This window comes from Elioraea sp. Yellowstone (assembly GCF_006704265.1).
Lineage (GTDB): Bacteria > Pseudomonadota > Alphaproteobacteria > Acetobacterales > Acetobacteraceae > Elioraea.
Genome location: NZ_VIKA01000160.1, coordinates 1 through 6,677 on the forward strand (window position 1 = coordinate 1; position 6,677 = coordinate 6,677).

General features: G+C 73.2%; 6 protein-coding genes. All 6 read right to left on the reverse strand.

Annotated features, from left to right (window positions below; all coding sequences use genetic code 11):
• The coding region (gene ftsZ, locus FK498_RS16140) for a cell division protein FtsZ (protein ID WP_141856337.1) at positions 1-1,048 on the reverse strand (1,048 nt) is incomplete at its 3' end.
• Positions 1,049-1,103: 55 nt separating this feature from the next.
• Entirely contained in the window at positions 1,104-2,417 is a 1,314-nt protein-coding gene (gene ftsA, locus FK498_RS16145; RefSeq protein WP_141856339.1) for a cell division protein FtsA, read from the reverse strand.
• Positions 2,418-2,439: 22 nt separating this feature from the next.
• Positions 2,440-3,294: a cell division protein FtsQ/DivIB gene (locus FK498_RS16150; protein WP_141856341.1), complete on the reverse strand. Its 855-nt coding sequence runs from the start codon at positions 3,292-3,294 to the stop codon at positions 2,440-2,442.
• Positions 3,282-4,205 (reverse strand): D-alanine--D-alanine ligase, encoded by a 924-nt coding sequence (locus FK498_RS16155; protein WP_141856343.1) that lies wholly within the window; start codon positions 4,203-4,205, stop codon positions 3,282-3,284. The genes FK498_RS16150 and FK498_RS16155 overlap by 13 nt, the downstream gene beginning before the upstream one ends.
• The gene (gene murB, locus FK498_RS16160) at positions 4,202-5,140 is read right to left on the reverse strand and encodes a UDP-N-acetylmuramate dehydrogenase (RefSeq protein WP_141856345.1); all 939 of its coding nucleotides are present in this window, start codon (positions 5,138-5,140) and stop codon (positions 4,202-4,204) included. Before murB ends, FK498_RS16155 begins: the two co-directional genes overlap by 4 nt.
• On the reverse strand, positions 5,140-6,582 hold the full coding sequence (gene murC / locus FK498_RS16165) for a UDP-N-acetylmuramate--L-alanine ligase (RefSeq protein ID WP_141856344.1): 1,443 nt from the start codon (positions 6,580-6,582) through the stop codon (positions 5,140-5,142). Before murC ends, murB begins: the two co-directional genes overlap by 1 nt.
• Positions 6,583-6,677 lie beyond the last annotated feature (95 nt).

Consider the following 6,677-nt stretch of genomic DNA (forward strand, 5'->3'; position numbering starts at 1 on the left):
CGGCCGGCGTCACCGGGCGGGACAGCGGTGCCCCCGCCACCGCCACCAGAGACGGGCGCGGCCGCGCCGCCGCCGCGGCCTCCATGCCCGTCGCGACCACGGACACGCGGATGCGTCCGGCCATGTCCTCGTCGATCGAGGAGCCGAAGATGATGTTCGCCTCCTCGTCGCCCACTTCCTTGCGGATCCGGTTCGCCGCCTCGTCCACCTCGAACAGCGTCATGTCGGGCCCGCCGGTGATGTTGATCAGCACGCCCTTGGCGCCCTTCATCGACGCCTCCTCGAGCAGCGGATTGCTGATCGCGCTCTCGGCGGCGCGCGTGGCGCGATCCTCGCCCTCGGCCTCGCCCGTGCCCATCATCGCCTTCCCCATCTCGGCCATGACCGAGCGGATGTCGGCGAAGTCGAGGTTCACCAGGCCCGGATGGACGATCAGGTCGGTCACCCCGCGCACGCCCATGTAGAGGACGTTGTCGGCCATCTTGAACGCCTCGGCGAAGGTGGTCTTGTCGTTTGCAAGCCGGAACAGGTTCTGGTTCGGGATCACGATCAGCGTATCGACATACTGCTGCAGCTCCTCGATCCCGGCATCGGCCGCGCGGCGGCGCTTCAGCCCCTCGAACTCGAACGGCTTGGTGACCACGCCGACGGTGAGGATGCCGCGCTCGCGGGCGACGCGCGCGACCACCGGTGCGGCTCCCGTGCCGGTGCCGCCCCCCATGCCGGCGGTGATGAACACCATGTGCGCGCCCGCGAGATGTCCCGCGATCTCCTCCACCGCCTCCTCGGCCGCGCCTCGTCCGACCTCGGGCCGGCCGCCCGCGCCGAGCCCCTGGGTCAGGTGCGGCCCGAGCTGGATCTTGCGGTCGGCGCGGCTGTTCATCAGGCTCTGCGCGTCGGTGTTGGCGACGATGAACTCCACCCCGTCGAGCGACGAGGCGATCATGTTGTTCACCGCGTTGCAGCCGCCGCCGCCGACGCCGATCACGGTGATGCGCGGCTGGAAATCGTTCATCGCCTGCGGCGGAACGGTCAGGGTGATGGCCATGGGCTCGTCTCCTCGGTGGGGCGTCGCGGTTCGGGGTGGCGGGGGCTGCGCATGCTCAGAGCCTCTCGCGCAGCCAGGTGAACAGGCGCCGGATCGGGCCGGGTGGCCCGGCATGCCCGACGGGGGCGAGATCGCGCGCGATCTGCCCTTCGGTCGCGGCCCAGATCATGAGGCCGACGGGGCCGGCGAAGGCGGGGCCGGCGGCGCTGTCGGGCAGGCCCCGCAGCACCGGCGGGCGGCCGAGCCGGACCTGCTTGTCGAGCACGTGGGCGGCGAGTTCGCGCACGCCGATCAGCTGCGAGGCGCCGCCGGTCAGCACCACGCGCCGCCCCGCGGCCCGGCCGAGCCCGGCGTCCTCGAGGCGTGCGCGCACCAGCTCGAAGGTCTCCTCGAGCCGCGGGCGGATGATGCCGACCAGCATCGAGCGCGGCACCTTGGCGATCGCGTGGTCGTCCTCGCCGACCAGCGGCACGGGCAGGAGCTCGCGGTCATCCTCGGGCACCGCTCCGGTGGAGCCGTGCAGCGTCTTCATCCGCTCCGCATGCGCGATCGTGGTGGACAGCCCGCGCGCGACGTCGTTGGTGACGTGCTGGCCGCCCACCGGGATCACGTCGGTGTGCTGGAGGTGGCCGTCGGCGAACACGGCGAGACTGGTGGTGCCGCCGCCCATGTCGACCACCGTCACGCCGAGCTCGCGCTCGTCATCGACCAGCGTGGCGAGTCCCGACGCGAAGGGAGCGGCGACCAGGGACTCGATCTCGAGATCGCAGCGCGCGAAGCAGGCGGCGAGATTGCGCAGCGTGCCGACCGAGGCGTCCACCACGTGCAGCCGCGCGGCCAGCGTCTCGCACACCATCGAGCGCGGGTCGCGCACGCCCGGTGTGCCGTCCACGGTGTAGCCGAGCGGGATCGCGTGCACGACCTCCCGCCCCTCGGCATAGGCGCGCGCGCGACCCTCGGCGACGATGCGGCGCAGCTCGTTGTCGCCCACCGCGTTGCCGTGCATCGGCATCTGCACGTTGAAGTGGCGGCTCTCCGGCTGGCCGCAGGAAAGGTTGACGACCAGCTCGCGCACCTGCAGGTCGGCCTGCTCCTCGGCCTGGGCGACCGCGGCACGGATCGCCTGCTCGGCCTGGTCGAGATCCACCACCGAGCCCGCGCGCACGCCGCGCGAGCGCTGGTATCCGACCGAGAGGACACGCAGCACGCCGTCGCTTTCCACGCGGCCGATAAGGCAGGTGATCTTGGTCGAGCCGACATCGAGCGCGCAGATCGGCCCCGACCGGCCGCGATATCGGCCGCGTGGGGTGGCGGGCTGGGCCGGCGCGGCGTCGAAGCCGCCGAGCGGGCGGCGCGGCACCTCGTTCATGCGCGGATCCTCCAGATCGGGCTCATCCGCGCGTCCTCCGCTGCGGCGCCGGCTCAGGCTCTTCGGGCGGCAGCGGCGCGGGACGCAGCACCATCCGGTCCGGCAGGCGCAGGTCGAGCGCGACCAGCGCGCGGTCGAGCACCTGCGTCTCGTGATGCAGCGCGATCAGCCGCTCGAGCGCGGCTGCCTCGTGGCCCTCGGGCAGCAGGACATCCGCGCCCGAGTCGAGACGCAGGTTCCAGCGCCGGCCATTCACGCGCACCGCCGCGGTGGTGCGGCGCCGCACCTCGGGGTAGGCGTCGAGCAGGCCGAGCAGCGCCTCCGCCCGCTCCGCCGCGCCCTCGCCGACGACCAGCGGCAGATGCGCGAAACGCTCGACCCCGTCGCGCAGGATCACGCGCCCCTGCCGGTCGATCACCGCGAAGCGGCCGGCGCGCTGCCAGAGCGCGAAGGGCGTGCGCTCCTCGATCACGAGATGCACGTGCCCTGGGAAGCGGCGCTGCACGGAGGCGCGTGCGACCCAGTCGAGCGCCTCGAGCCGCGCGCGCACCTCGTCGAGCGAGACCGCGAGCATCGGCATGCCCTGATGCAGCCCCGAGGCGGCAAGGAGCGCGGCGGGATCCGCGTTCACCCGCCCTTCCACGGTGACGCGCGCGACCGCGAGCCCAGCCCCGGCCGAGGCGGCAACGATCCCCTCCTGCACCGATGCGGCAAGGCGCGCCGGCAGGCCCAGGCGCCAGGCGAGCGCGCCCGCGCCGAAGGCCGCGAGCGCGATCCCGCCGATCGTGAGGGCGCGCGCGAAACGGCGTGCGCGCTTGAGCCAGAGCCTCAGCCGGCCCGGCCGCCGCGGCTCGGTGCGGGTGCTCAGGCGCCGCATCGCGCCTCCTTCACCATCCAGGCGCAGAGTGCCGGGAAGGGTATGCCGAGATGCGCCGCCTGCTCGGGCAGGAGCGAGGTCGGGGTCAGGCCGGGCTGGGTGTTCACCTCCAGCAGCACGAGCCGGCCGGGCTCGCCCTCGGTGTCGTCGTAGCGCAGGTCGGCGCGCGTCGCGCCGCGGCAGCCGAGCGCCTGGTGCGCGCGCAGCGCGATGTCGAGGGCGGCTTCATAGGCGTCGGGGTGGATCTGCGCCGGCAGCACGTGGCGCGAGCCGCCGGCGGCATACTTGCTCTCGTAGTCGTAGAAGGCGCCGGCCGCGGCGATGATGTCGGTGACGGCGAGCGCGCGGTCGCCCATCACGCCGACCGTGAGCTCGCGGCCCGGGATGTAGGTCTCGGCCATCGCATGGGCGCCGTAGCGCCAGTTGCGCGCGATCTCGGCACGGCGGTTGTCGCCGTTGCGCACGATCTCCACGCCGACCGAGGAGCCCTCGTTCACCGGCTTGACGACATAGGGTGTGGGCAGCGGGTGCGCAGCGGCGAACTCCTCGCGCGTCACCAGCCGATGGCGCGCGACCGGCAGACCGGCCGCGGCGAAGGCCGACTTGGCGGCGACCTTGTCCATCGCCAGCGCCGAGGCGCGCACGCCGGAGTGCGTATAGGGGATCTCCAGCCAGTCCAGGATGCCCTGGATGCAGCCGTCCTCGCCGAAGCGGCCGTGCAGGGCGTTGAACACGACGTCGGGGCGTGCGGAGGTCAGCGCCGCGATCAGGGCGCCGAGATCGCGCGTCACCTCGATCGGGATCACCTCGAAGCCCGAATCGCGCAGCGCCGGGATCACCTGCCGGCCGGAGACCAGGCTCACCTCGCGTTCGGCCGAGATGCCGCCGTAGAGCACCGCGACCCGGCTCATCGCGTGACCTCCGCCAGCCCGCCCGCGGGGATGCCGATGCGGCGGATCTCCCACTCCAGCGTCACACCGGTGGCGGCATGGACGCGCCTTCGCACCTCCTCGCCCAGCCCCTCGATCTCGGCGGCCGTGGCACCGCCGAGATTGAGCAGGAAGTTGCAGTGCTTCTCGCTCACCTGCGCGCGCCCGCGCGTCAGCCCGCGACAGCCGGCGGCGTCGATCAGCTCCCAGGCCCGCGCACCCTCGGGGTTCTTGAAGGTCGAGCCGCCGGTGCGCGCGCGCGTCGGCTGGGTCGCCTCGCGCGCGGCGCGGATGCGCGCCATCTCCGCCGCGATCGTCGCGCGATCGCCCGGGCGGGCGCGGAAGCGCGCGCGCGTGACGACCGCGCCGGGCGGCAGGCGGGCGCTGCGATAGGCGAAGGCGAGGGCAGCGGCCTCGAGGCGGACGCGCGCGCCGTCGCGCGTCACCACCTCGGTCCAGTCGAGCACGTCCTTCACCTCGACGCCGTAGGCGCCGGCGTTCATCGCCACCGCCCCGCCGACGCTGCCGGGAATGCCGGAGAGGAAGGCAAGCCCGTCCAGCCCTGCCGCAGCCGCGGTCTCGGCGACCGTGACGTCGAGCGCGGCGGCGCCGGCGATCAGCCCGTCCGGCTCGACCGCGATCGTGCCGAAGCCGCGCGCGAGCCGCACGACCACCCCGGGCACGCCGCCGTCGCGCACGATCAGGTTCGAGCCCGCACCGATCACGGTGACCGGCACGGCGGGATCGAGCGCGGCGAGGAACGACGCGAGATCGTCCTCGTCGGCCGGGCGGAACAGCACCTCGGCCGGGCCGCCGACGCGGAACCAGGTGAACGGTCCGATCGGCGCGTCCGCCGCCAGCCGACCGCGCGCCGGCGGCATCCGCTCGATCAGGTGGGAGGGGCGCACGGCCGGCATCATGGCCCGCCACCGTTGGCGCGGCGCGGGATCGCCGCCTGGAGTGCTGCGAGCTCGCCGGGCAGGGCGTTCGCCCAGGTGGTGATCGAGCCCGCGCCGAGGCAGACGACGTAGTCGCCCGGCCGGGCGATCGCGTGCACCATCTCGGCGAGCTGCGACGGATCGGGCAGCGCGACGACGCTGCGATGCCCGCGTGCGAGCAGCCCCTCGACGAGCGCGTCGCGGTCGACGCCGGGAATCGGCTGCTCGCCCGCGGGATAGACGTCGGCGACGATCACCGTCGCCGCGTCGTTCATGCAGGTGCAGAACTCCTCGAACAGCGACTGGAGCCGCGTGTAGCGGTGCGGCTGCACCACCGCGATCACCTCGCGCGCGCCGGCCTGGCGCGCCGCCTTCAGCACCGCCGCGATCTCCACCGGGTGGTGGCCGTAGTCGTCGATCACGGTGATGCCGCCGACCTCTCCCGTGCGGGTGAAGCGGCGCTTCACCCCCTTGAAGCCGAGGAGTGCCGTGCGGATCGTGTCCTCGGGCAGCTCCATCTCCACGCCCACCGCGATCGCGGCGAGCGCGTTCTGCACGTTGTGCGCACCGAGCATCGGCAGGCGGAACGGCTTGAGCCTGCGCGTCCGCCCGGCATGGCGGTCGGAGACGACGACCTCGAAGGTGGCGCCGAGCCGATCCATCACCAGCTTGTCCGCACGCACATCGGCCTGCGGCGAGAACCCGTAGGTGACGATGCGCCGGTCGGAGAGGCGCGGGATCATCGCCTGCACCTCGGGATGGTCGAGGCAGAGCACCGCGAAGCCGTAGAACGGGATGTTGCCCACGAACTGGGCATAGCCCTCCTTCATCGCCTCGGCCGTGCCCCAATGGTCGAGATGCTCGGGGTCCATGTTGGTGACGACCGCGATCAGCGCGGGCAGGCGCAGGAACGACCCGTCGGACTCGTCGGCCTCCACCACCATCCAGTCGCCGGCGCCGAGCCGCGTGTTGGCGCCATAGGCGTTGACGATGCCGCCGTTGATCACGGTCGGGTCGAGATGCGCCGCCTCCAGCACCGCTGCGATCAGGCTCGTCGTCGTCGTCTTGCCGTGCGTGCCGCCGATCGCGATCGACCATTTGAGCCGCATCAGCTCGGCCAGCATCTCGGCGCGCCGCACGACCGGGATCAGGTGCTGGCGCGCGGCGACCACCTCGGGATTGTCGCGCTTCACCGCGGTCGAGACGACGACCACCTGGGCGTCGCCCAGGTTCTCGGCCGCGTGCCCGATCATCACGCGCACGCCCTTCTCGCGCAGGCGCCTGACCGTGTAGCCCTCGGCGATGTCGCTGCCCTGCACAGCGTAGCCGAGGTTGTGCAGCACCTCGGCGATGCCGGACATGCCGATGCCGCCGATGCCGACGAAGTGGATCGTGCCGATGGAGAGCGGCAGGGCGCGCATCAGGGGACCTCCGTCGGCGCCAGCGCGAGCACCGCGTCGGCGAGGCGCCGGGCCGCGTCGGGCCGGGCGAGCGCCGCGGCCGCCTCGGCCATGCG

Bases quoted from the DNA above. Each gene is read 5' to 3' on its own strand.
- FK498_RS16150 (WP_141856341.1), bottom strand. From the start codon at position 3,294: ATGCGGCGCCTGAGCACCCGCACCGAGCCGCGGCGGCCGGGCCGGCTG.
- murC (WP_141856344.1), bottom strand. From the start codon at position 6,582: ATGCGCGCCCTGCCGCTCTCCATCGGCACGATCCACTTCGTCGGCATC.
- murB (WP_141856345.1), bottom strand. From the start codon at position 5,140: ATGCCGGCCGTGCGCCCCTCCCACCTGATCGAGCGGATGCCGCCGGCG.
- ftsA (WP_141856339.1), bottom strand. From the start codon at position 2,417: ATGAACGAGGTGCCGCGCCGCCCGCTCGGCGGCTTCGACGCCGCGCCG.
- FK498_RS16155 (WP_141856343.1), bottom strand. From the start codon at position 4,205: ATGAGCCGGGTCGCGGTGCTCTACGGCGGCATCTCGGCCGAACGCGAG.